The sequence below is a fragment of the Aquiflexum gelatinilyticum genome, from assembly GCF_024813435.1.
In the GTDB taxonomy this organism is placed as follows: domain Bacteria; phylum Bacteroidota; class Bacteroidia; order Cytophagales; family Cyclobacteriaceae; genus Cognataquiflexum; species Cognataquiflexum gelatinilyticum.
On sequence record NZ_JANAEZ010000012.1, the window covers coordinates 20,774 to 46,463 of the forward strand.

Annotated in this window: 12 protein-coding genes; 8 read left to right on the forward strand and 4 right to left on the reverse strand. The window is 40.8% G+C overall.

Features of this window, described 5'->3' with window-relative positions:
• Window positions 1–8 precede the first annotated feature (8 nt).
• The 3 genes from NK987_RS19775 (at window position 9) to NK987_RS19785 (ending at window position 8,748) form a co-directional block, all read left to right on the forward strand.
• A complete protein-coding gene (locus tag NK987_RS19775) occupies window positions 9–3,263 on the forward strand; it encodes a SusC/RagA family TonB-linked outer membrane protein (RefSeq protein WP_259265264.1) in 3,255 nt (1,084 codons plus the stop codon).
• A 59-nt stretch (window positions 3,264–3,322) separates the two neighbouring features.
• Complete coding sequence (locus NK987_RS19780; protein WP_259265265.1) at window positions 3,323–5,074, forward strand: RagB/SusD family nutrient uptake outer membrane protein; 1,752 nt, start codon at window positions 3,323–3,325, stop codon at window positions 5,072–5,074.
• 152 nt (window positions 5,075–5,226) lie between these two features.
• On the forward strand, window positions 5,227–8,748 hold the full coding sequence (locus tag NK987_RS19785) for an FG-GAP-like repeat-containing protein (protein ID WP_259265266.1): 3,522 nt from the start codon (window positions 5,227–5,229) through the stop codon (window positions 8,746–8,748).
• 691 nt (window positions 8,749–9,439) lie between these two features.
• On the opposite strand, the gene NK987_RS19790 is transcribed toward NK987_RS19785, so the two are convergent.
• Window positions 9,440–9,976 carry a DUF6586 family protein gene (locus NK987_RS19790; RefSeq protein ID WP_259265267.1) on the reverse strand — a complete coding sequence of 179 codons (537 nt, stop codon included), beginning with the start codon at window positions 9,974–9,976 and terminating at the stop codon, window positions 9,440–9,442.
• Between the two features lie 565 nt (window positions 9,977–10,541).
• Here NK987_RS19790 and NK987_RS19795 point away from each other — a divergent pair.
• The 3 genes from NK987_RS19795 (at window position 10,542) to NK987_RS19805 (ending at window position 16,742) form a co-directional block, all read left to right on the forward strand.
• A complete protein-coding gene (locus NK987_RS19795) occupies window positions 10,542–15,278 on the forward strand; it encodes a chitobiase/beta-hexosaminidase C-terminal domain-containing protein (protein WP_259265268.1) in 4,737 nt (1,578 codons plus the stop codon).
• A 122-nt stretch (window positions 15,279–15,400) separates the two neighbouring features.
• Entirely contained in the window at window positions 15,401–15,904 is a 504-nt protein-coding gene (locus NK987_RS19800; protein WP_259265269.1) for a fasciclin domain-containing protein, read from the forward strand.
• A 211-nt stretch (window positions 15,905–16,115) separates the two neighbouring features.
• Window positions 16,116–16,742, forward strand: a complete 627-nt coding sequence (locus NK987_RS19805) for a lipid-A-disaccharide synthase N-terminal domain-containing protein (RefSeq protein ID WP_259265270.1) — start codon at window positions 16,116–16,118, stop codon at window positions 16,740–16,742.
• On the opposite strand, the gene NK987_RS19810 is transcribed toward NK987_RS19805, so the two are convergent.
• A complete protein-coding gene (locus tag NK987_RS19810) occupies window positions 16,651–17,661 on the reverse strand; it encodes a glycosyltransferase family 2 protein (RefSeq protein WP_259265271.1) in 1,011 nt (336 codons plus the stop codon). The two genes, NK987_RS19805 and NK987_RS19810, sit on opposite strands and share 92 nt — an antisense overlap.
• A 111-nt stretch (window positions 17,662–17,772) precedes the next feature.
• On the opposite strand from NK987_RS19810, the gene NK987_RS19815 reads away from it, so the two are divergent.
• Window positions 17,773–19,341: an ArnT family glycosyltransferase gene (locus NK987_RS19815; protein WP_259265272.1), complete on the forward strand. Its 1,569-nt coding sequence runs from the start codon at window positions 17,773–17,775 to the stop codon at window positions 19,339–19,341.
• Here the strand turns inward: NK987_RS19815 and NK987_RS19820 are convergent.
• Window positions 19,338–20,033, reverse strand: coding sequence for a phosphatase PAP2 family protein (locus tag NK987_RS19820; RefSeq protein ID WP_259265273.1), 696 nt, complete (start codon window positions 20,031–20,033; stop codon window positions 19,338–19,340). The two genes, NK987_RS19815 and NK987_RS19820, sit on opposite strands and share 4 nt — an antisense overlap.
• Window positions 20,034–20,141: 108 nt before the next feature.
• The gene (locus NK987_RS19825; protein ID WP_259265274.1) at window positions 20,142–22,640 is read right to left on the reverse strand and encodes an ABC transporter permease; all 2,499 of its coding nucleotides are present in this window, start codon (window positions 22,638–22,640) and stop codon (window positions 20,142–20,144) included.
• 566 nt (window positions 22,641–23,206) lie between these two features.
• On the opposite strand from NK987_RS19825, the gene NK987_RS19830 reads away from it, so the two are divergent.
• Window positions 23,207–25,663 (forward strand): bifunctional YncE family protein/alkaline phosphatase family protein, encoded by a 2,457-nt coding sequence (locus NK987_RS19830; protein WP_259265275.1) that lies wholly within the window; start codon window positions 23,207–23,209, stop codon window positions 25,661–25,663.
• The last annotated feature ends 27 nt before the right edge of the window (window positions 25,664–25,690 follow it).

The following is a 25,690-nucleotide window of genomic DNA, read 5'->3' on the forward strand; positions in this document are numbered from 1 at the left end:
ATCAATCTATGTTTATGGAAAAACTCTACAAAAGCCTAAGCGTATTCCTACTACTCTTAGTACTTTCCAGCGCCACGGCGTTGGCACAAAAAACGGTCACAGGAACCATCTTGGATGAGTTCGGTGACGGATTGCCGGGCGTTACTGTTTTGGTAAAAGGAACCACTACAGGTACTGCCACAGATATTGACGGAAAATTCTCCCTCAATGTACCAAGCAACGAAAGTGTGCTTGTTTTCTCTTTCATCGGTTATACAACTGTCGAGCAGGTTGTGGGCAACCGCTCCGTGATCGATTTTGCTATGGCTCCGGATGAAAGACAATTGACAGAATTGGTTATCACAGGTTACACCATTGATAGCCGAAGAGAGACCACCGGTGCGATATCCACAGTTAACCCTCGAGACTTGACCATCATACCGACAGGTAATGTGGAGCAGGTTCTTCAAGGTAGGATTGCCGGTGTTACTGTCGTAACAAACGGTCAGCCAGGTACCACCTCTCAAGTTAGGGTTCGTGGATTTGGTGCATTTGGTGGTAACCAACCTCTTTATGTCGTGGATGGAGTTCCTGTAGAAAACACGGACTTTATCAACCCTGACGATATTGAGTCTACTACTGTATTGAAAGATGCAGCAGCAGCTTCCATCTATGGAGCAAGGGCAGCCAACGGTGTGATCATCTACACCACAAAAGGTGGTAGCAAAAAAGCTCAGAAATTGAGATTTGACTACAATGGTATGTACGGTTTCACTGATCCGGGAGCAGGTTTGAGCATGGCAAACCCTCAAAATTTCGCGGATTTGACTTGGTTGGCAGAAACAAACCAAGCTAGAATTGACAACAGGGCTCCAAATTATGGACACCCTCAGTTCGGAACAGGTTCTTCTCCTGTATTGCCTTACTATATCAATGTTGGCGGTGCAGCAGGTGTTGCAGGTCCATTTAGCCAGGCACAATTGGACGAGCAAAGGGCTTTATATAACAATGACCCTAGAAAAGGTCCAGTTCACCAATTGGTAAGGGCTGCAACAGGCGAGGGAACTGATTGGTACGAAGCTGTTACAAGAAGGGCACCGATTACAAGACATTCATTGGGTTTCTATGGTGGTAACGGTACCAGCAGATTCTTCTTGGGATTAGGTATTCAGGACCAAGCAGGTATCCTTATCGGTAATGATTTTAGAAGGATCTCTTTGAGGGCAAACTCTGAGCACGATCTTGGTTCCAAAGTGAGAATCGGACAAAACTTCCAAGCTACTTACCGTTCTGTACTTGGACAGACAGGTGGTAATGGAGGTCAAGGTGTTTCCGGTGATGAAAATGATATCCTTCAGGCATTCAGAATGCCATCCATCATCCCTGTTAGGGACGAATTCGGTGGTTATGCAGGTACCGCCGCAAGAGGATTCAACAACCCAAGAAACCCTGTTGCAAACAGAGAAGGGCTTGAAAATAACAGAAACTTTAACGCCAATGCTTTTGGTAACGTGTATTTGGAAGTGGATCCTATCGAAAACTTGACTTTCAGAACTTCAATTGGTGGTCAGTATGACAACTTCTATGGTGTAGGATTCAGCAGATTACAATATGAAAACTCTGAAAACAACTCAGCTTTCGGATACAATGAGTTTTCAGGATATGTTTTCCGTTGGACATTCACCAATACCTTGACTTATACTAAAAAATGGGGTCAACATGCAGTAAGAGCCTTACTTGGTCAAGAGGCATTGAACACAGGTGCTGGAAGAAGTATCAATGCTTCTGGTCAAAGCCCTTTCTCTGAAGACCCTAATTTTGTGAACATTTCCAACTTACCGGTTTCTTCAAGACAGGTGAATAGCGGTCAGTTTTTGGGAGTTAACTTCTATTCATTGTTTGCCACAGCAAGGTATACTTTCAATGACAAGTACATAGTGGATGCGGTTGTGAGAAGGGATGGTTCTTCAAGATTTGGTGCAAATAACAGATTCGGTGTTTTCCCTGCATTCTCTGCAGCATGGAGAATTTCTGCTGAAAGCTTCATGGCTTCTGCTACTTGGTTGGATGATTTGAAAATCCGAGGTGGTTGGGGTCAAATGGGTAACTCTAACAACGTTCCACCAGAAAATCAATATAACTTATTTGGAGGAAACGTTGGTGCATCTTCTTACGATATCGGTGGTACAAACAGTTCTGCGATCATTGGTTTCAGAAGATCAAACATAGGAAACCCTGATGGAAAGTGGGAAACTTCGGTAACCAAGAACATCGGTTTCGACGGTACTGCTTTTGGTGGTAAGTTGGACGTGATTGTTGATTTCTGGCAAAAAGATACTAAGGACTTGTTGTTCAGAGTTCCTTTGCCAGCAACTGTTGGGTTTAATGCCACTGCACCGCTTGTAAACATCGGTGAAATGATGAACAGAGGTGTGGACATCATGGTAGCTACCAGAGGTAATTTTAATAAGGACTGGAGATATGAATTCCAAGTCAATGGTGGATTGCTAAAGAATGAAATTGTGGCGTTGTCCCCAGGTTTGGAATTTATTACACAAGGTAACCCAAGCTTCAGGGGTATCGAGCCTATCAGAAATGCCGTTGGTCAACCACTCTCCTCTTTCTTTGGATATCAGGTAGAAGGTTTATTCAGCAGCCAAGAAGATGTAAATAACCACGCAACACAAACTGGTGCTGCTCCGGGTAGATTTAAATTCCAAGACATCAATAACGACGGTGAAATTACGCCGGAAGACAGAACTTTCTTGGGAAGTCCAGTTCCAAAGTTCTCAGGAGGTTTTAACTTCACTATTGGGTACAAAAACTTTGATTTGGCAGCATATTTCTACGGAACAGCAGGCAACAAGATCTGGGCACAGTGGAGATGGTTTACAGATTTCTTCCAGACATTTGAAGGTGCTGCAATCTCTACAAGGTTGAATGATGCTTGGACTCCAAACAATCTAGGTGCAACAATCCCTGTTGTGGAAAAAACTGCAAACTTCAGTACTTCTAACGTTGCCAATTCTTACTATGTAGCTGATGGTTCTTATTTGAGATTGCAAAACCTTACTATAGGTTATACACTTCCAAATGAAATCCTGCAAAGATGGAAGATTGAAAGATTGAGAATATTCGGTTCTGCAAACAACCTATTCACTTTGACAGGTTATGATGGATTGGATCCAATGGTGGGTGGTAACGTTGATACTGCCTTTGGTATAGATGTGGGTAATTATCCTGTAACAAGAGGTTATACCTGGGGTTTGAATCTTAGTTTCTAATCAAACAATCTGTTATACAAACTGTTGTTGTAAAAAAAATTCATAAATCAAGTTAAATTATGAAAAACATAAAATATCAATTCGCGGCTATGATGACAGCAGGAATGATGCTGTTTTCTACAAGTTGTAGTGATTCCTTCCTAGAAGTCCCCGCTGTTGGACAATTGGATGAAAACGTACTATCCGGTTTGGCAGGGATAGATGCAGTTTTACTTTCTGTCTATTCCCAAGTAAATGGAAGAAACCAAAGACTTGCTTCTCCATCAAACTGGGTTTGGGGAAGTATCAGGGGCGGTGATGCCAACAAAGGAACTGACCCCGGTGATTTCTCTACAATCAACCCTGTTCAGAGATTTGAAACAGATGCCACTGTGGCCATTCTGGAAGAAAACTGGTTTGGAAATTTTGAAGGTATCTCTAGAGCAAACCAAGTGTTAAGGTTATTGGACAAAAAAGGTCCTGATGTATCTGATACGTATGCTACAAATGTAGAGGCCCAGGCAAGATTTTTGAAGGCCCACTTCTATTTCCAACTTTGGAGAAACTTCAACAGAGTGCCAATCCTACCGAAAGATGTTGATTATAAAGCTGGTCTAGAAGATGTAGTCAATGACCAAGAAATGTTACCTTATATTGAGGCTGAAATGAGGTTTGCAGCAGATAATCTTCCTGGAACTCAACCTCAAGTAGGTAGAGTGAACTCTTGGGCGGCTAAATCGTACTTAGGTAAAATCCTGCTTTACAAAGCAAACCAAACCGGCGCTGCTGCTGATTACCAAGCTGCAAAAACATTGTTTGACGATGTGATTGCAAATGGTGTGACTAGCAATGGGTTAAAATATGGCTTGGTTCCTTACTATGATAATATGTTCAGAGGAGCCAATGACAACCACCAAGAGTCTATTTGGGCATACCAATCAGCTGTAAATACTGGTTCTGTGAACAATGCAAACCCTGAGTTTGACTTGAACTTCCCTTACAACACTGGACCTAACGGACCGGGTAACTGTTGCGGATTCTTCCAGCCTAGCTTTACATTTGTAAACTCCTTCAGAACAAGTGCAGGTCTTCCTTTGTTGGACGGATCATTCAATGCACCTGCAAACAGAGTAGCAAATGATATGGGTATCGGTTCTGCTGATCCATTCACTCCGGATGCAGGTCCACTTGATCCTAGAGTAGACCATACTGCAGGTAGAAGAGGTATTCCTTATTTGGATTGGCAAGATCATCCAGGCGCTGCTTGGATCCGTAACCAGCCAAATGCAGGCCCTTATGCTCCTAAAAAATATGTGTATACAAGATCTGAGCAAGGTTCTTTCCAGGACAACTCGTCTTGGACTCCAGGCTATACCGGTATCAATTTCATGATCATCCGATTCGCAGATGTATTATTGATGTCTGCTGAAGTGGAAGTAGAATTGGGTAACCTTGAAGCTGCAAGAGCACTTGTAAACCAGGTGAGAACAAGAGCAAAAAATTCACCATTGTTGAGAGCTAACGGTACTCCTGCTGCAAACTACGTTGTAAATACTTATGATGCTGCTTGGACAGATGCCAACACTGCACGTGCAGCAGTAAGATTTGAGCGTAAGCTTGAATTGGGTATGGAAGGTCACAGATTCTATGACTTGGTAAGATGGAAAACTGACAAGGCTGAATTGGATGCGTATTTTGCATTGGAAGGCGTATTGTTGCCTGCTGCAATGGGAAGCACCTCTTATGACATCAAACACCGTTTGTTGCCTATCCCTCAAAACCAGATTGACCTAGTAGGTCCTGATAAGTTGATTCAGAATCCTGGATTTTAATCCATAAGTCAATTACCATATAAGAAAGAGGTGACCATTTGGTCACCTCTTTTTTTTTGGTCGATGGATTTTTGACTTTTCTTTTTTTGGATCACATAATTACCCGTAAATTCAAAGCCTAACCCAAAGCACTATTTAACCCAATCAAAGCCATGAAATCTTTCTATTATATAGGTATATTTTTATTGCTTATTGTCTATTCCTGCTCCCAAAAAGAGAATACGTTATTTCAGCTCCGCACCCAAAATGAGACCGGCATAGCATTCAATAACCTCATAGTGGAAACAGACTCATTCAATATCCTCACAGACGAGTATATTTTTAATGGGGGAGGAGTAGCCACAGGTGACTTCAACAATGATGGCTTGCCAGATTTGTTTTTTACAGGGAATCAGGTCGCCAATAAGCTTTATTTGAATGAAGGTAAATTCAAATTCAAAGATGTCAGTTTGATATCCGGAATCGAAGCCAAGGAAAGATGGAGTACAGGAGTGACTGTGGTAGATATCAATGCTGACGGGTTTTTGGACGTTTATGTTTGCGGAGCGATGTTCAAGTCACCTGATAAAAGGGCGAATATGCTTTTTGTAAATCAGGGATTGAACGAGGAAGGCATACCCACTTTTATCGAATCTGCAGCACAATATGGGATTGCGGGAGCTGATAACAGCATGATGGCAACCTTTTTTGACTACAACAATGATGGTTTGCTAGATCTGTATGTACTCAATAACGAGCAGAGTAAGTCAATTCCATCCAATTACAGAGAAAAAATAACTGACGGTTCGGCCATTAACAATGACCGGCTATACCGGAACAATGGCAATGAAACCTTCACCGATGTTACTTTGGAAGCGGGCATTACTACTGAGGGATTTGGTCTTGGCTTGGCTGTAGCTGATCTCAATGGGGATGGTTGGTCAGACCTCTACATCAGCAATGATTACACCACTAATGACATCCTATATATCAATAACCAAGATGGCACTTTTTCTAACAGATCCAAAGAAAAGCTACGCCACCAAAGCATGTTCTCAATGGGTTCGGACATCTCGGATTATAACAATGATGGATTCCCGGATATAGTCACCTTAGACATGCTAGGGGAAAATAATTACAGGAAGAAGACCACCATTTCTAAAAATTCCTATCAGACCTACATCAGCAACGAGCAATGGGGCTATGAGTACCAACATGTTCGTAATATGCTCCATATAGGCAATGGGCCTGAAATTCCTTTTAGTGAGATTGGGTTTATGGCAGGAATGTACCAGACGGATTGGTCCTGGTCTCCTTTGTTTGTGGACATGGACAATGATGGAAATAAAGACCTGTTGATTACGAATGGCTTTCCAAGGGATATCACCGACAAAGACTTTGCAAACTACCGTGCAGATGTCGGAGGTGTGGCCTCGGTCAGGCAATTATTGGATTCTATTCCGGTAATCAAAATTCCGAATTACGCTTATAAAAACAAAGGAGATTGGAGCTTTGAAAATGTCGGTGACAATTGGGGTTTGAGCAAGCCTTCTTTTTCAAACGGAGCTGTTTTTGCAGACCTTGACCTCGACGGTGACTTGGATTATGTGGTCAATAATATCAACGATCCTGCATTTGTATTTGAAAACACATTGAACTCCAAAGAAACCAAGCCCAATTACCTCAGAATAAAATTGGCTGGACCTAGTTTTAATCCTTTTGGAATCGGGGCGAAAATTGTAATCAGATTTGGTGAAAATGAATTCCAATACCAAGAACAGCAACTTTCAAGAGGGTATTTATCAGCTGTGGAAGAGATTATTCATTTTGGCTTGGATACAATAAATGAAGTCAATTCCTTGGAGATCCTTTGGCCGGATGGCCGATTCGAAAAAACAGATGGACTCCTCTCCAATCAGGTGATTGAACTGAAACATGCAAATGCTTCGGCCAAACCGGCCGTGTTGGATTTTCCTTTTGGACCAAAGTCTGTTTCCCCGATCTTAGAAGAGGTATCAGCTAACTTAGGGATTGAGTATACTCACCAAGAAATGGATAAAATCGATTACAATGTCCAAAGAACCCTTCCCCATAAACTCACCCAATATGGCCCAAGCTTGGCTGTAGGCGACCTCAACGGAGATGGCTTGGAAGACTTCATTATCGGCAGCGCCTCGGGTTATTCTCCGGTTATCAATCTTCAAAATCAAAACGGTATTTTCTCATCCAAAGAAATGTTTATTTCGGAAATGGAGAAATCCTTTGAAGAAATGGGAATGTTGCTTTTTGACCTTGATAATGATGGAGACCTAGACCTTTATCTCGTTTCAGGCAGTTCAGAATTTATGCCTGAAGCTGCCGAATATCAAGATAGAATATACATCAATGATGGAAAAGGAAATTTTTCCGAGCAAAAAGAAATCCTCCCTTTAATAAAAACCAGTGGTACAACAGTAAGGGCAGCTGATTTTGATGGAGATGGCTTTATGGATTTATTTGTTGGGGGCAGGACTCCCATCGCCCAGTACCCACTGCCTGACCAATCCCTCATCCTAAAAAACACCCAAGGGAAGCTGGAGGATGTCACTGATATCGTCGCCCCGGGACTGCGCAGGATAGGAATGGTTACTGATGCACTTTGGACAGACGTGGATGGTGACGGAGACTTGGACTTGATGGTAGCCGGTGAACTTATGGCCATTACCCTTTTCATTAACAAAAATGGGAAACTTGAAAAAGTATCAGATTCCGGTTTGGAAAACCACCTTGGCTGGTGGAATAGCCTAGCATCTGCTGACTTTGACGGAGACGGAGATATGGATTATGTGGCAGGAAATATGGGGGCCAACAATTACTACCACCCTACTGCTGAGCGTCCGGTAAAAATATATGCCAAGGACTTTGACAGCAATAGAAGTATAGATCCCATCACTATCACTTATTTCAAAGACCAGGAAAATAAATACATTCCGGTTCCTGCACATTATTGGGATGACTTGTATGGTCAGAGCACCCTTTTCAGAAGGAAATTTGAAAGGTATAAACAATACGCCAAGATTACAGAAGCTGATTTGTTTACAGCAGAAGAATTGGAAGGTGTGACCATCCTGCAGGGCAATTATGACAGAAGCAGCTATCTAGAAAATCTTGGCAACGGGAAGTTTAAAATCCATGAGTTACCACTGTTGGCGCAAATTGCCCCGGTCAACGGTATGGCGATTGATGATGTCAATGCTGATGGAAACCTTGATGTCCTTTTGGTTGGCAATGATTACGGAAATGAAGTTTTCTCAGGCAGGTATGATGCCATGACCGGATTGGTTTTGTTAGGAGATGGAAAAGGCGGTTTTGAGCCTGTAAGGAGCTTGGAAAGCGGATTTGTCGTACCGGGGGATGCCAAAGCCATGGCAGTACTAACCTTGGCTGACGGTAAAAAGACCTACCTGTCCACTCAAAACAGAAACGCCTTGAAAATCCATGCTGCTGTGAATGCCAATACAGGCAAGGCCTTCAAAGTCCCCACCGGATTCCATACCGTAATTTTGGAATTGGACAATGGCAAAACCCACAAAATTGAGATTTTCAATAGATCAGGATTTCTATCCAATTCCGGAGGCATTATCTCCTTGCCATCCAATTTGAAAAGCATAAAAGGGATTGATTATAAAGGGGGAGTAATGGATCTGGAATTTTAATTCAAAGGGTATTCGATGTTTTGGCGGAAAGCCAATCTCTTAGTTGTAGATCACATTAGCCAAAACCTAGTTGGGTTTAATTCTAACTTCATGCTATAAGCATATCATCTTTTCTGGGTAATTGCTTATCAAAAACTTGGACTCTTAACAACAAAAGATATCAACAACAATTAGAACCACCACCACAATTATAACCAATCCAAACCTATGCTTTCTTTTACCATATGCGGTAAAAAATTCACATTTTCCCATCTGTGAAAATCCTGTTCATCTGTAGTTAAATTCCCCATCCCTGATTTGGCGGAAAGCCAATCTCCCCTTGCACTTTAAATTTGCCAAAACCAAACCCGACCATATGTGACATCATTTTCTATAAACATGTCACCCCTTAGGGTTTTTTTCATACCGAAAAGGCGAAGCAGATAACCAAAAAAGGCGAAAGACTCTCAAGACTTGATTTCCGGATAACCATTATAACTTGAAAACCCAACACTGATTACGACCACCACAATCATTACAACTTGTAAACCAGACTATCCGCAGCAGACGACAAACTTCCCCTTATGTGCTCTCTCAGTACTCTGAGGTAAATTAAAAAATCTTCTTTTATAAAATTCTGAATTATTGGATAAAAAAAACTCTCAGGTTTTAAAACCTGAGAGTCAAATTAGGGGCTTACAAATTAAGGCTGTTATTTTTTCGGCGAATTCCCGCTTGCTTCAAGTGCTGATTCCCTAAGTTCAGTTATCAATTTTTCCATTTTGGCGTGCCAATCCTCAAACTTTTCCAAAGCAGATGTTGCCTTGGTAGCACTTTTCTCTTCCTCCAAGGTAGATGATTCATCCTTGTCTTTGGATTTCTTGGATTTTTTCTCCGGATTTACCTTGAGAGGATCAAAAGTCTTCAGTTCAGAAAGCCAATTGTCCTTTTCCATCAGCTTACTGAGTTTTTTGCTTTCTTTGATGGGTTTTTTGGAATCAGATTTAGAAACTCTAAGGCTATCGATGGTAAGATGTTTTTTCTTAAGGCCCAGTCCATAGATTTCGTTGATTTCAACCAAAAAAGCATCCACGACACCCTTTAAATGGAACAGAAATGAATATTGGTGTGCTTTCTCAATCTCAGAACCGTAAATTGTAGGGTTTTTTAGTTCTTCTAGATAAAGTTTCGCATAATTTAACCTTGATTCTGTTATTGCTTTCAAAGGGGTATAATTCTTCATTTTCATAATTCACGTGTCTTTTGGACAAATTTACCCAAAATCAATAAGCCAAAGTCCAATGTTAAGTGATATTTTCATTTTATCGACATAAAATAGAGGATGAAAGGATTTTTTGGATTATTTCATTGTTAAAAAATACATAGGATCAATACCAAAAGGACTGCAATTTGATAATCACGTAAATCAAAGGTTTATTCAAACGTTGCCTACATTTGTTAAAATTCTTTATAGGTATTTTTTCAACAGTTTAAAACAAGACACTGCTTTTGGCGGTGTTTTTTTTTTAACCCTATATCAATATTTATGTCATATCTTGAAAGAATTGGTAAAATCTGATCATTAGGTACTTTTAGTTGTCAAATATCAAAATGAAGTTAAAATAAATGAGAATTCGCAAAATTCTAAAACACCTTGTTGTTGTATGGGTTGGATTAATTTTTAAACAGGATTAAATACCTATTTTTTAATCTTTTGATAACAATAAGCTTCCTCATGTTACATGGTAAGGCTTTACTTTTATGGTTACCAAATTACTTTTTGAGAAAGTACCTCATTCATTAAAGCCAAAATTATGAAACAACCATTACGCATAGCAATCCTATCTGCTTTTTACTTTGTCCTGACCTTACTTAACGTGCAGGCTCAGACCTCTGTAATCGCAGGTTGGACTTTCGGGACTGTAACAGGATCGGAGTCTCCTATTGCCGACCAGGGAAATGCAAACAATGTCGGAATCCATCAAATCACCCTCACCAATGCCACTATTACTGGGTTTGTGTCGGGATTACCGGGCAGAGCAATTACATCCAACGGTTGGACCAACTTGGCCGTTGAAAGGTATTGGTCTATACAGGTCAATACACTAGGGTTTGATAACCTGACGCTTTCCTCCAAGCAGCAAAGTTCAGGCACAGGTCCCAGAGATTTTAAAGCTCAATACAGTTTGGATGGATCCACATGGACAGATATCCCGGGGACAGAGATCACTGTAGCCAATAATTTGACGGCAGGGGTGTTGAATAATGTTGTTCTTCCTTTAGAAGCAAGCAATAAAGCGCAGCTATTTATTAGGTGGTTGAATACTTCAGGTATTTCTGTCAATAATGCCGAAACAGCAGGAACCGGTACCAACAGGATTGATGAAATATTTATCAATGGTACAGCACTCGGAGAACCTCTTGAGCCTGCAGCTGCTCCGGTCATCAGCCCAAATGGAGGTATTTTTGAAGAAGCACAATTGATTTCTTTAAGCTCTGCCACAGTAGGAGCAGCGATTTATTTTACATTGGATGGAACTGCTCCTAACTTGGGAAGTACCCTATATACAGCTCCTATTTTGATTGGCGAAAGTGCGGTTTTATCAGCAATAGCTTTTGCGGAAGGCTTCGAAATCAGTGAGGTGGTAACTGCTTCCTTTACCATCAACCTCCCTGTCACTCCTGCTTCAGGCATTCCTTATATGCAGGATTTTAGCCAGTTCGTCACCCTGAGCAGTCCCGTAAATAGTTTTGGGTCAGAAGGGGAATGGACTTTTTCGGGAGCTAATCTCAACTACAGTGGGGTCTTTGGAACCGGTACTGCAGGTGGGTTCAGGGGAGAAAATGTTTTGGGATACCAACACACAGGATCTACAGGAGTATTTACAGCAACCCTCACACTTGAAAATACCACAGGTTTTCCGATATCGGATTTGGAGATTTCATACCTAGGCAAAGTAGCCAGACCAACTGAAACTAGACATCCCGCATGGACCGTAACTGTCAATGGGACAACCTATCCCGAACTCGCTTACAGCACTTCAGGTGGAGTTGATTCAGAAGTTTCTTCGGTTCTTACTGGATTAAACATTCTCCCAGGTGAATTAATCACCATTTCATGGACTTCGGATAGGGGTTTAAACGCCTCTGGAAGTAGCAGACAGATAGGGTTAACCAATGTTTCGGTGACTGTACCGGTTATTTTAGTACCAGTTCCATTTGTCAATTGGGACTTTACCGGGCAGCCGGGCAACCAGGTATTTACTACCGGAAACACACTCGTGGCAGGCGTTGAAGCAAGGAACTTTGCGAGAGGAGAAGGAATCAACCCGGCAGCCGCAGGTAACTCTATCAGTTCCAATGCTTGGAATTCTGGGGAAAATAGATTTTTCACTTTTGGATTCAATGTGGCTCCGGATAAATTGGTTGATTTGGCCTCCCTACAGATTGGCTCAACGTCCTCCAATACAGGGCCAAGGGATTTGGCTTTGGTGTACAGCGGTGATGGATTCACATCAAGACTGGCGGAATGGCAACATACAGGTAGTTTTGTAAACCAGATAATTGATCTCTCCTCCCTTCAAAACCTTTCGGGAAATGTTGAATTCAGAATCATAAGCACTTCTGACATTGCTGTCAATGGGGCAGCCATTGGTTCAGGTGGAACCATGAGAGTGACCAATTATTTCCCTGGACCTCTTCCTGTTACTTTCACCGGGATTGTCAAAGAAGCCGAGGGTGTGATTTTACCTCGAATTGAGGTCACACCAGCCTCACTGGACTTTGGCACGATAAGTCTGACTTCCGATTCACCTCTTCTTTCTTACGAAATCTCTGCGGAGAATTTAGAAGGAAATGTCACTGTCAGCGCGACTGGTCCATTTACTGTTTCCAAAGACGGGCTTGTTTTCTCCAATATAATTGAGTTCTCTATAGAAGATTTGAACACCTTGAAGACAGTTTTTGTGAAATTTGACAATAGTATTGTTGGAAATTTTACAGCGGCTATCAGTAACCGGACTGCAGGAACACTTCCTGTTTCTGTCAGTGTTTCGGGTTCTGTGTTCGATCCTTTCAATATTTCTGAAAACTTCAATACCACCTGCCCTGCCTTACCGGCGGGATGGCAAGCCGTCAGTGTAGACGGAGTTCAGACTTGGGCCTGTACCACATTTGGAAGAGCAGGAACCACCCCGACCGCTTCCGCCCCATTTGGTCTTCAAATCAATGGCTTCTCAGGTGGTGCCGTTCCCAACCAGGATTGGCTGATCAGCGCACCTTATGACCTTACCGGATTCAATATTCCATTGATGACATTCTGGAGTAGGGTAGCATTCCAAGGCCCTAGATTGAAACTGTTGATTTCAACAGATTATACAAGCGGCGATCCTAATAATGCCTCATGGACTGAACTGAGCGACCGATTCGCTTCAGGAGATGTTTGGTCTTTCTCAGGTCAAGTTGATCTGAGTCAGTACTTGGGTCAAACTGTAAGGATTGCTTTTGTTTACAATTCTTCCCCAGAAACGGGTGCAGCCAGATGGACTTTGGATGATTTCTCCTTATTCAACTCAGATGTGCCTGCCGAACCATTCTTTACCAATTCCATTGGAAATGTAGATTACTGGCATTTTGGAATAGTCCCGGTAGGAGGTACCTCAAGCATTGTCAGAACATTCAACTTCAACCTTTCCAATCCAGTTGCTGACCTAAGTATTACCGGCGGAGATGGATTTGAGTTTTCCAAAGATGGTGTAGCATTCAGTGCAAGCTTGACATATTCTGTGGCTGAATTGACAGAACAAAAATCGGTTCAAGTCAGATTTTCTCCACCTTCGGAAGGTGCATTTGCATCACCGATCAGGTTTGAAAGTGGGAACATCACTGTCAACAGAGGTTACCTAACAGGTGCTACCATCAATAAAGACCTGACATTCGATGTGGTAAACTGGAATATAGAGTGGTTTGGATCGACTGACCCCGGACAGGGTCCAACTGATGTGGATTTGCAATTGCAAAATGTAAAGACGCTCATTGAGGCATTGGATGCTGATGTTTATGCTTTCCAGGAAATAACCTCACTCTCTAAATTCAAAGAATTGGTGGAAGGATTGCCAGCTTACGGAATGGCAGTATCTCCGGCTGTATCGGCAGGTGGTGAATTTGCGGAAGAAGCTCAAAAACTGACTTACCTTTTCAAGTTAAGCACAGTTGACACCATCCAAACCAAGGTACTCCTTGCAGGTGTTGAACCAGGCATGTTGGTCAACTACCCATCAACTCCTGACAGGTTCTGGGCATCCGGAAGATTACCTTTCTTGATGGATATCAAGACAAAAATCAATGGAGTTCAACAGCCAATTACCTTGGTCAATGTGCATACCAGATCCAATGGGGGAGGAGAAAGTGCCGAAAACCCAAGATATGCGATGAGAAGGTATGATGTAAATGTCCTCAAAGACTCTTTGGATGTCTATTACAGGGAAGCACAATTGATTGTATTGGGAGACTATAACGATGATTTGGATGAAACAGTGGCAGACCAGACTGCACCAACTGTAAATACTTCGGAGACCTCCTTCATCAATTATATCAATGATCCTGAAAATTATACTCCGATCACCATCAGCTTAAGCAACGCCGGTTTGAGAACATTCCCAAGCTTTGAAGATGTCATTGACCACCAGATAATTTCAAATGACTTAAGGGATAATTGGATTGTAAATTCTGAGAGAATTGTCGCTCCATATGATTTGATTCCAAATTATGACAACACCACCTCAGATCACTTGGCGGTCAAGACAAGATTTATTTTAAGATGCGATCTGGAACCGGCAACAGTCATCGCTTCTGAGACTGAAGTATGCGCAGGATCAAACAGGGTAGAATTCCAGTTGATCGGTGGAAGATTTGACAGCATAATCGGATGGGAAACTTCCACTGACAATGGCACAACCTGGACACTGCTAGAGCAATGTTCTGGTTTAGACAAAATTATTCTTAATAACCTTGATAGACCAACTTTGGTAAGAGCGGTAATCGATTCTGATATTTGTGATCCAATTGCTACTGAAGCAGTAGAGATTGCTATCAAAACACTTCCTATACCGGTCATTGGCTTCCAAAGCAGCAGATTATTTACTGTCGAAGGGCCATATACTTATGAGTGGTTCAAGAATGGAACACTGATAGCAACCACTTCTATTAATGAAACAAGGATTCAGGGCGCCGGAATTTACAAAGTGCAGATCACCGATGCAGATGGCTGTGTAGCTCTTTCAGAGGAGTTTTCATTCCCGACTAAAGGAAACTCAAATAAAGTACGTGTATTCCCTAACCCAGCTTCGGAACTTGTTTTTGTTGAACTCAAAAAAGTAGAGGGCCTACAAAACATTGAATTGAGGACTTCCAATGGAGTATTAGTCCAATCCATTCTCACTGAAGGGGGCATGGTTCAATTTGATGTGTCTAATCTTGCTAAGGGTACATACCTGATCTACATCGTCGATAGTTTCGGTTCCACTTCCGTGGAGAGATTGCTGGTTAAGTAAATTTCGTTTGATTTTTTAATGAAAAGGTCAGCCCTCAGGGCTGACCTTTTTTTGTTAAAATGAGTAATAGGAAAACTTATCTAAAACGGTAAAGGAGCTTTTCCTTATCTGCCAAAAGAGTGATGGCAGCCTCCCATGAACAAATCATTACCATTCCAAAAATCATGAACAAAAGCGTTAATCAAAGTCTTCTCTTTGTACATTTTAAACAAATTTTTATGAACATTGTAGAAACTGCCGTTGAAAACGGCTCATTTAAAACTCTGGTAGCGGCTGTGACTGCTGCCGAATTAGTAGAAACATTAAATGGCGAAGGTCCTTTCACTGTTTTCGCTCCACTTGACACAGCTTTTGAGAAGCTTCCTGAAGGAACAGTAGAATCTTTGATTTTACCTGAAAACAAAGCTCAGTTAAAAGGAATTCTTACCTATCATGTGATTGCGGGAGAAGTGATGTCAGGGGATTTGTCTGACGGTATGGTTGCTACCACGGTAAATGGCGCAGAAGTTGCGATCCATATTTCAGACGGAAAAGTATTTGTAAATGATGCAGAGGTTGTAAGTGCTGATATTAAGACCGATAATGGCGTAATTCACGTCATCAACAAGGTAATAATGCCTGCTTAATTTATAGAAACCAAAAGCAATCATTACCAAAAAGCCCTGTCCAAAGCAGGGCTTTTTTTATTTGGAATGTTTTTAAAAGACACCTACAAATCGACTCAGAGGTATACTGACACTGTTCAGGATAATTATCCCTCAAATCCTGTTCATATTAATAAATTGTAAATTTTCCACAAAATCCATTCCTGCCAGTCTACAATTTTTACTTTAGTACATGATTTTGATTTTAGGTTTTTTATCACAAGGTCTGTTTGGTTTTCGAATGTTAATACAACTCTGGCATTCAGAAAACCAAAAATCCAATGAAGCTCCAATACTATATTGGTATGTCAGTATTTGGGCAGCTTTATTATTTCTGCTTTATGGGATCCTAAGGCAAGACCTTGTAATAATTATAGGGCAACTGATCACCTACTACATCTATATCCGGAATGTACATTTGCATGGTAAGTGGTCAAAAATTCCGATGGGATGGAAAGTATTTTTTATGGCAATACCTATTTTACTGTTGTTCTATTTTTATGTGAACACAGAAAAAATCGTAATGAAAAATCTTAACGATCCGATCATTATCATCGGCTTTTTAGGGCAATTTTTCATGAATGCCCGTTTCATCCTCCAATGGATCTATGCAGAAAGAATCCGTAATTCGGTCTTCCCAATATATTTTTGGTATGTGAGTATATTGGGTTCTTTGCTGCTATTGGTGTATGGGTTTTGGCATCCAAAATATGGGATGGATCCAGTTATTATTTTAGCTCAAGCATTGGGGCTTTTGGTGTATGCAAGGGGTGTTTACCATCAGCTAAAGATGGATCCAAAACAGGCTGAAGGAAGGTAACTACCTTTTTTATAGAGTAAGGCTTTTTTTGCTGAGATTCGTAATACACCCGCATCATCAATTCCGCAATTATGCCAAATGTCAGAAACTGAATACCTGCCAAAATGAGGGTAATACCCAATAATAGTAAAGGACGGCCCCAGATATCCTGACCCAATAATTTTACTATCAATAGGTAAAAGCTGATCAAAAACCCTCCTGCAAAACATAATAAACCCAACGGTCCAAAAAAGTGAATTGGTCTTTTAAAGTATTTTTTAAAAAAAGCCATCAAAATCAAATCGCTCATAACTTTTATGGTGCGGCCAAGTCCGTATTTGGATTGTCCATACAACCTTGGATGATGCTTGACATCCACCTCGGTAATCATGCCACCTTCCAATACAGCCAATATTGGGATAAAACGGTGCAGCTCACCATAAAGCCCAAGGTTTTTGGCGATAGATGCCCTAAACACCTTTAGGGTGCATCCATAGTCCTGTAAATTTATTCCGGTAAGATTTCTGATTAGTTTGTTGGCAATTTTGCTTGGGAATTTTCTGAGCAATGCTCCGTCTTGCCTGTTTTTTCTGACTCCTGCCACCATATCCCACTCTTCTTCCTCCAATTTTCTAAGCATATGGGGGATGTCGGAGGGATCATTTTGCAAATCACCATCCATCGTAACTATATAATCACTGACCGCCGCTTGCATACCTGCTGCCATGGCTGCAGTCTGTCCAAAGTTCCTGGTAAAAACAATCAACTTGACCCGAGGATTTTTCAGCTCCTCAATCCTTTTGATAGTGGAGTCTGTTGATCCGTCATCCACTAAGATGATCTCATAAATATATCCAGAAAGGGCAGAATCTATCTGTTGGAGCAAGGGATGTATATTATCCTCCTCATTAAAAACTGTGATCACCAAAGAAAAATCCATTCCTAAATATCAGAATCAAGTATTGTCCAATTATTAATATAGAATTGTATTAATATTAAATATTTCATGTTGGGGTAATATTCAATAGACATTGCAACCGTAATTTTCGACATGAATTGGAATTCGTATCGACCATATTTTATTCTGTCCATCATAGGAATTGTTTTACTTTTTTTCCATCTAGACAAAACACCTTTGTATATCCTTGATGAAGTCAAAAATGCGACTTGCGCCTTGGAAATGAAGGACAAAGGCGAATGGATTGTCCCGACTTTTAACAATGAACTGCGAACCGATAAGCCTGTCCTACATTACTATTTCATGCAACTGGGCTATTTATTTTTTGGAGCGAATGCATTTGGAGCAAGATTTTTTTCAGCTTGTTTTGGTCTGGCCTTGGTCCTACTGTCATTTTATTTTACTGCAAGAATTTTGGGGAAAACAACGGCCTGGTATCAATCGATTTTATTGCTCGCTTCACTGCAATTCAACATTCAATTCAGACTTGCCGTCCCCGATCCTTACCTTATAGTATGGCTATACCTGACCTTTGTTTTTTTGTATTTAGCCATAGAGGAGCAAAAAGGGGCGAGATTTGCCTATGTTTTCGCGGCATTGGGATTTTTGACCAAGGGATTGATAGCGGTTGTTTTCCCGGGGATGGTAGTGCTGATTTACCTTTTATGGACCAAAAAATTTACGATTCCGGTATTGAAGACCCTTCGGATTCCTGAAGGCATCTTGATTTTTCTACTTATCGGTTTGCCATGGTATATAGCCGTGGGGATCCAAACCCAAGGTGAATGGCTTACAGGTTTTTTCCTAAAACATAACCTTTCAAGGTATACAGAAACCATGGAAGGACATAACGGTTTTTTTCTTTTACCCTTCTTGCTGCTATTTGTTGCTTTGCTACCTTTTTCCGTATTCTCTTTCCCTGCAACAAAAAAGGTGTTAAACAAGGAAGCAGTTCCATTTACTAAATTTGCTTTTGTGGTGGTCTTGGTAGTCGGATTGTTTTTTTCCTTTAGCAAAACCATGTTGCTATCATACATTGGCCCCGCCATCCCATTCCTCGCTATAATTTTGGCTTACCAAATTGAGAAAATAAAAACACAAGGAACTGGTATTGGAAATAATCTAATTTTAATTTTTCTTTTGTTGATTTCCATTGCCATACCTGTGGCGTCATTTTTTGCTTTGGAAGACCAAGTTAGCCTTCAAAAATATTCAAACCTGGCATTCTGTTTTCTTCCGATACCAATGGGATCATTAGTGGCAATTTTGTTTTGGAAAAAAAAGAGAAAAAATGCCTCCTTATACAGTATTGCAGGAGGATGGGGCATAACTGTTATTTTGGTATTTTCGGTAGTCTTACCAACAATATTTTCCGAAAACCCTGTAAACAAAAGCCAACAAATCTGGAAAGATTATGATACAGTGGTAGCCTACAAACAGTTTAATCCGGCTTTTGTGTGGTCAAGGCAAAAAGCCATTCCGGTGTTTCATGATTTGGCGTCTTTAAAAAATGGACTGAAAGAGAAAGATTCAAAAGTGCTGATAATTTCCAGGTCGGTCTATAAAGATGAATTACTCCAATTGGAACAATCCGCGGTAATTTTGGAGCACCAAGATTTATTTGAATCGAGTAGAACTATTTTGATATCCGTTAAAAACTAGTTTCTGCTAAAATTGGGCAGCTTGATTTTTTGGTTATTCCGGTTAGACTGATTCCAGTTCTCTGCCAATTGATAAGAATAAACACCTATGATGGTGCCAAACAATGCACCAAAGGCAACGTCATTGGGGAAATGTTGTAGCAAATACATACGGGATGTACCTACCAAAAATGCTGTAGTCAGCAGCAGATATGTTAACCAATATTTTTTGGTCCATAAAGAAACAAAGACGCAAAAGCTAAAAATGGTAACTGTATGACCAGAAGGAAAAGACATCCAGCGATGTATATCAACACCTTGGATTGGGAGAATGGTTTCAGGGTCAAGAAAGTTAATTGGTCTTGGTGCCTTCGGAAAAAGTATCCTTTTAAATAAAAGTACAACAATGGTTTGTAATAAGAGATTCGCAATTAGTCCAATTGCAATGGAAATACGATGAAATAAAGCAGTAAGTACAAATGGGATAAAAATATAACCAGTTCCAAGCAGGGTCAAGATGGAGAAAACAATATCAAAAAAAGGGGTATGGACGCTGTTTAACCATTTTATAAAATTAATCTGGCCAATTAAAGTGCCTATAATAAAAAAAACAATCGTTGCACTGCCGAATATAGTTAGAACATAGCGTTTAAATCCATTGTTTCGAATCATTCCGAAAAATACACTCGGAACGCTACCTGAATATGATTCCAAAATCAATAGCTTGTTATCATTCCTGTTGATTATGAATTAATTTTTAATTCTTAGCAGTTTGCTATTATTTGGCAAACAATGCTAACTTTACCCTTTTAAGGAAATTGGTCATTCACTCCTCAAAGATTTTACAGGATTGGCAGAAGCAGCTGTAATGGATTGATATCCCATAATTATCAGGGCAAGAGCAAAAGTGGCTAAACCTGCACCAATATAAATCCATAAACTTATGGTAGTCTTATAGGCATAGGATTGGAGAAACCATCGGATCCCAATAGCAGCTAAAGGTGCGGCGAACAAAAATGCCCATAGCACAAGTTTCCCAAAGTCTTTGGTCAGCAAAAGGATGATGTTTTGGATAGATGCACCCATGACTTTTCTGATTCCGATTTCTTTGACCCGCTGTTCTACTGTATAAGCAGTCAATGCAAATAATCCCAAACTGGCTATGATAATGGCCAAGGCCGAAAACACTGTCAATAATTTTCCTACCCGGGTTTCTGTATTAAACATATTCTGAAAATCCTGATCCAGAAATGAATAAACAAATGGTTCTCCCGGAGCCAATTCTTTCCAGTTTTTTTCCAGTTCCTCGATGACCCTTTGGGTTTCTTCAGCATTGTACCTGAGCGCCAGGACGTTTTGGCTTTTCCCAAAAAACAGGCCAAGAGGGCTGACGGTTTGGCGAAGAGATTCAAAGTTGAAGTCTTTAGCAATCCCAATGATTTCCCAAGTTTCAAGTTTATCCGCTTGCTGTGTCCCGTCAGGATCCTGTTGAAACAAAGAGATTTTTTGGCCTATCGGATCACCTTCCAAAGCTAGTTTGCTGATTGCTGATTCATTTAATATGACCGCTGAAGAATCTGATGGGAAGTCCAGCGAGAAATTCCTGCCGCTGACAAGTTCGATTCCCATGGTAGTCACATAATCATGATCCACCATCCATTTTTCTGTAGTGGCAGAAGTTTCAGGATTTGGGGTAGATCCATATTTCCAAATCAATGGAGTGCTCCTGGCATAACCCGGGCCCGGAAAATAGGATGAAACTGTTGCTGCTGTAATGAGATCCTTTTCCATCATTTTATTTTTGAGCACAGTCAAATTGTCACCCAGGTTACCTGCCCACTTGAGCATCAGCACCTGTTCAGGATTGAAACCCATCTTACGGGATTTCATGTATTGAACCTGTTGATGGACAGCCACCGTAGTGATAATTAGAAAAATTGAAATCGCAAATTGGAAAATGACTAGGCTGCTTCGGGTAAATGACTGTTTGTTTCCTGTCACCTTCCCTTTCAAAACCTGGACAGGCTGGAAGGAAGAAAGGACAATTCCTGGATAAATCCCTGAGACAATCCCGACAATCAGTGCTGAAATTGCTACAAAAATCAACAAGGAATAATCCTGCATTGGGATTTGAAGATTCATTCCTGTCATTGAATTGAAGTAAGGAAGAACCAATTGGGTAAGCAATAGGGCAAGGAAAAAAGAAAAAATACATAGAATGGTTGATTCCCCGATAAATTGAAGTGCAAGATTGGTCCTGGTTGATCCCATTACTTTTCGGATGCCTACTTCACGTGCCCTCCCAGAACTTCTTGCGGTGGCAAGGTTTATAAAGTTGATACAGGCAATCAATAAAATGATAACAGCAATAATACTGAAAGCATATACATAATTGATATCCCCATTTCCTTCAAGCTCATTTCGGAGGTTGGAATGCAAATGGATTTTTGTCAAGGGCATTAGCCTCAATGTGAGGTGGTTGGCAGCCGAAGACTGGAAATCATCCATAAAGGCATTTCCCAAAACCACCTGTGCATATGGCAAAATGTAATTTTCCACCAAGTCAGGAAGTTTTTTCTCCAAAGCAATTGGATCAGCATCTGGGTGAAGCAATACATAAGTATTAAATGGACCCCCTATCCAATTTCCATTTTTGGATTCATCCAGACCTTCCATAGAAAGGAATACCTTGTAGTGAAAATGGCTGTTATCAGGCAAGTCCTTGAAAATTCCGGTAATCTGGTATAATGTTTTGTTGTCTTTGATGAGGGTTTTCCCCAAAGCATCCTCATTTGGAAATAGCTGTTCCGCAAAAGATTCAGAAATCACCATAGAAAAAGGCTCTATCAATGCCGTTTCAGGATTACCCGACACAAATGGGATGGAAAAAATGCGGAAAATATCATTGTCAGCATAGATAACACGCCGCTCAATAAAATTCTCTATTTCCCTTTTAAACTGAAAGGAACCCAAATACCGAAACCTTGCTGCGGCTTCTACTTCCGGATATTCAGCCACAAGCGTTTGGGCCACAGGAGGTGTGACGGAAGCCTGGTAATTTTGCTCCTCACCCATCTGAAGATCCCAATCCACCCGCATGATACTATCTGCATTTTTGTGGTATTTGTCATAACTGAGTTCAAACCTCACATAAAGGAAAATAACAAGACAGGCTGTAATTCCTATCGTCAAACCCAAAACATTGATGAGTGTATAAAATCGAAACTTATAAAAATTCCGAAAGGATATGATGAGGTAATTGCTGAACATGGGAATGACAGTAAGGTTAATTCCTATGTTTTCAAAGGATATGCCAAACAATCCATGTTAAATTGAGTAAATTTCAAACTTTTAACAATATTCTACGCCCATAATGAAACACTCACGTCCGAATTTGGACAAATCTTAAGTCTTAATTCTGAACTGAAAGATTCGCATCGTTTTAGAAATTTCATGATTGATTTGCCTTTATGGAATTTGCCATAAAAAAACATTCTCTAAATTCCGTCCTTTGTGAATGAATAGTTTACTTAAATTAACTTTTGATCCCGTCTTACAGATTATTTGCCTAAAGTGGGCCTGCCAGTAAAACAAGTTCATTTTTTACAAACAGAGACCACAAATTCGCTTTTTTTCATTTCATCCATTGAATAAACCTGATTTAGGTAGCTCCAAATAAGGAGGGGAAATACCAGGAAATGGATGAAATAGTCAAACAAAGCATGGAATCGAGTTGGGATTTTAAATCCATATGCCCCAAGCACTCCTCCATCACTTAACCGGCCCGTAAATAAAAGGTAACAGGGAGATAATACGGATTAGGCAAATCTTGGGAAATTAGGCTGTAGGTTTATATATCTAACTGCCACAATAAAACCTTTAAGATAATGAGACCCTTATTCTTTATCTCCCTTTTGCTACTTTCCTTCGCTTGTCAGAACCCGCGAAATGTTCTTCAAGATCAGGAAAGTAAAGAAACCCAAGCCTTAAGAAAAAACCGTGTCCAATTGCCTAATGGCTGGTCACTGACACCTGTAGGAAACAGCCTTAACCTTCAAGACCTCCCCTTGAATCTAGTGGTGTCACCAAGCAAATCACTGTTGGCAGTAACCAATAATGGCCAAAGTACGCAGAGTATCACCCTGATTGATGCCCAATCAGAGAAAATACTGGACGAGGTTACCATTGCCAAAGCATTTTTAGGATTGGCGTTTAGCCCCGATGAAAAATATTTATATGCCTCAGGGGGAAATGATAATAAAATACTCATCTATAAGATCGTAGACAAAAAACTCATCCTTGAGGGTGAAATTGTTTTGGCGGAGCCATGGCCGGTAAAAGTCTCCCCTGCGGGACTAACTGTGACGGATCAATACATATATGTAGTGGCCAAAGAAAATAATTCTCTTTATAAACTAAACATCGCATCAAAAAGCATTGAAAAGCGGATCGATTTGCCCGCCGAACCTTACACCTGTTTGCTTTCTCCCGATAACAAAACCCTCTATGTTTCCATTTGGGGTGGTGCTCGAATTTGGGTGATGAATAGTGACGATTTAAGCTTTAAGTCCTCCATCGCAACAGATAAAAATCCCAATGACATGGTGCTCAGCAAAGATGGAAAGCATCTTTTTGCCTCGCATGGAAATGACAATACCGTATACCTAATAAATACGGAATCAATGACTCGAATCGAAATTTTGTCTTGCTCCCTTTTCCCGGATGCACCTTTAGGCTCTACGCCAAATGGTGTAGCTTTAAGTGAAGATGAAAAAACACTTTACATAGCCAACGCTGACAACAACTGCCTCGCAGTATTTGATGTGGAGACGAAGGGTAAAAGTCGGCCGCTTGGATTTATCCCTACAGGTTGGTATCCTACAGCCGTAAAAACGATTGGAAACAAAGTATACCTTACCAATGGCAAAGGTTTTTCCTCTTTTCCAAATCCTGATGGCCCAAACCCGGTAAGCTCTACCGATCCTCAATATAAAGGTCCAAACCCACAAATAGTGCGCGGATCTCAATATATAGGAGGGCTTTTCAAAGGAACCCTCAGCATGTTTGATGCCCCCAATGAACGCCTATTGGCTGAGTACACCAATTTAGTATATGAAAATACCCCTTATACCAAGGAAAAAGAACTGAATCCTGAAGGGGAACAAGGCAATCCCATCCCTATGAAAGTGGGAGAGGATTCACCCATTAAGTATGTTTTTTATATTATAAAGGAAAACCGAACCTATGACCAAATATTGGGTGATATGGAAAATGGAAACGGGGATCCTTCCCTTTGTCTATTTCCCGAAAAAGTAACCCCCAATCTCCATGCTCTTGCCAATGAATTTGTTTTGCTGGATAATTTCTATGTAGATGCCGAAGTGAGTGCCGATGGTCACAATTGGAGTACAGCCGCTTACGCCAATGACTATGTGGAAAAAAGCTGGGTATCAAGCTATGGAGGCAGAGGCGGAACCTATGATTATGAAGGTAGCAGAAAAATTGCCCACCCCAAAAATGGATACATATGGGACTTCGCAATCAAGGCAGGCCTGAGTGTTCGGTCTTATGGGATATTTACAGGTACTCCCGAAATGTTACCCAATCTCCAAAATAATATTTGTAAGAAATATCCTGATTATGATTTAAGTATTAAAGACAGTCTTCGATTTGAAATTTGGAAAGCAGATTTTGATTCACTCTTGGCAATTCAAAAAGTCCCAAGATTAAATTTGGTACGGATGGGAAATGACCACACTGCCGGGGCACGCTTAGGAATGCCCACCACCTCAGCCATGGTGGCAGACAATGATTTGGCAGTGGGGTTGTTTGTGGAACACCTTTCAAAGTCCCCCATCTGGAAATCCTCAGTTGTTTTTATTTTGGAAGATGATGCCCAAAATGGCTCAGACCATGTGGATGCACACCGTTCCACTGCTTATGTGGCAGGAGGTTTTGTTAAAAGAAATTATGTGGACCATACCGCATATACAACCACAGGGATGCTACGCACCATTGAGCTTATTTTAGGAATACCTCCGATGAGTCAATATGATGCCGCCGCTACCCCCATGTTCCGCTGTTTCAGTCCAAATTATAATAGTCAGGGCTTTACAAAGAGAATTAACCAGGTTGACCTCAATGAAATGAATGTGGAGTATAACAAAAACGCTGTCATTTCTGCAAATATGGATTTCTCAAAACCTGATTTGATCGACGACCTGGAATTGAACAGGATAGTTTGGCAATCAGTAAGGGGACTTGATAGTGAAATGCCTGCCCCAAAAAGAAGTGCATTCTTAAGATTTAGCGAAAAGGAGGAGGACGAAGATGACAATGAGTAAGTGCAGATCCTTAATCTTAAAAAAATA

What these genes read in the sequence shown, in the direction of transcription:
- NK987_RS19805 (WP_259265270.1), top strand. Translation starts at nt 16,116, where the DNA reads ATGATTTTGATTTTAGGTTTTTTATCACAAGGTCTGTTTGGTTTTCGA.
- NK987_RS19830 (WP_259265275.1), top strand. Translation starts at nt 23,207, where the DNA reads ATGAGACCCTTATTCTTTATCTCCCTTTTGCTACTTTCCTTCGCTTGT.
- NK987_RS19775 (WP_259265264.1), top strand. Translation starts at nt 9, where the DNA reads ATGTTTATGGAAAAACTCTACAAAAGCCTAAGCGTATTCCTACTACTC.
- NK987_RS19795 (WP_259265268.1), top strand. Translation starts at nt 10,542, where the DNA reads ATGAAACAACCATTACGCATAGCAATCCTATCTGCTTTTTACTTTGTC.
- NK987_RS19780 (WP_259265265.1), top strand. Translation starts at nt 3,323, where the DNA reads ATGAAAAACATAAAATATCAATTCGCGGCTATGATGACAGCAGGAATG.
- NK987_RS19790 (WP_259265267.1), bottom strand. Translation starts at nt 9,976, where the DNA reads ATGAAAATGAAGAATTATACCCCTTTGAAAGCAATAACAGAATCAAGG.
- NK987_RS19810 (WP_259265271.1), bottom strand. Translation starts at nt 17,661, where the DNA reads ATGGATTTTTCTTTGGTGATCACAGTTTTTAATGAGGAGGATAATATA.
- NK987_RS19815 (WP_259265272.1), top strand. Translation starts at nt 17,773, where the DNA reads ATGAATTGGAATTCGTATCGACCATATTTTATTCTGTCCATCATAGGA.
- NK987_RS19785 (WP_259265266.1), top strand. Translation starts at nt 5,227, where the DNA reads ATGAAATCTTTCTATTATATAGGTATATTTTTATTGCTTATTGTCTAT.
- NK987_RS19800 (WP_259265269.1), top strand. Translation starts at nt 15,401, where the DNA reads ATGGCAGCCTCCCATGAACAAATCATTACCATTCCAAAAATCATGAAC.